Below are 1,031 nucleotides of genomic sequence, written 5' to 3'. Positions count from 1 at the left end.
TTACCGATTACCTAAGTAACATGCAACTTCAATCTTAACAGAGCACTATAATCTTTGCGTTCTTTGCGGTTAATTTCTTTGAGTTCTTTGCGGTTAAAAAAGGATAAACCACTTAATCTTAAAAAAACTTGAATATCGAGTGATAGGAAATTTTTTTTTATGAGAGCGTTGCGTAGGACATAAAGTTATATCTATGGTCCCTGGCATTGTGTTATCTCATTTCTTGCCATCTTTTTGTATTTCTTGACATTTTGGAGGTGATACAGGTAAGATGCCTGTGTCAGCATAACTCAGGCAATATCAACAAATTCGGGAGTATTTTCAGATGAAAGACTTTAAATGATATTTATTGGGACGGTTCCTTTTATCGTTTTTCCTATGACTTGTTTCGAATGTCACTTGTAAGCGTTCACAGAAAGTTAAAATTGGAAATTAGAAATTGGGCTTTTACTTCCTTCCCTAATTTCTAATTTCGAATTCCCAATTTTAACTTCATTTTCTAACCGCAATCTTTCAAACAAAAGTGAACCGTCCTTATTTATTCAGTTTTATCACTATCCTTGTTTAGATTAGATGATGGTCTGTAGAGATTAAGAAGGGTATTGAGGAAAGAGGTAATCCTCTCAATAGCATCGTCTATCTGATGGATGGTTTCTTGAACTACTTCATTCTCCTTAGGAAAGGTCATCTTGAGGTAGTAAATCCCTGCCTTTACTACAGTCAAGGGGTTTTTTATCTCATGGGCTGATTCAGCGGCAAGATGGGCAGCAAGAGCCATCTTCTCCTTTTCCATAAGCTCTTTCTCTTTCCTCATTATCTCCTTTTCCTGGTCTTTTATTTTATCTATGAAATATCCACTTATTACAGCTATCCCCAAAAAGAAGATACATCTACCAATTATAACCGAAAGAACATAGCCTCCATCCTTATAGAGAGTAATCCCTATTTTCCCTACCGGGATTGGAGGTAAAATCATAAAGTATTCAAGGGATGTCAAAAGTGAGAAAAGAAGACTGGATAAAGCAGCAATA

At 35.7% G+C, this 1,031-nt stretch carries 1 protein-coding gene; it reads right to left on the bottom strand.

The annotated features are described in order from the left end of the window. Positions 1 to 538 precede the first annotated feature (538 nt). Positions 539 to 1,031: histidine kinase dimerization/phospho-acceptor domain-containing protein (locus AB1414_21495; protein ID MEW6609986.1), on the bottom strand; the 493-nt coding region annotated here is incomplete at its 5' end.

The sequence above is a fragment of the bacterium genome (genome assembly GCA_040755795.1).
Taxonomy (GTDB): Bacteria; UBA9089; CG2-30-40-21; order CG2-30-40-21; family SBAY01; genus JBFLXS01.
This window is presented reverse-complemented; position numbering and strand designations above follow the sequence as displayed.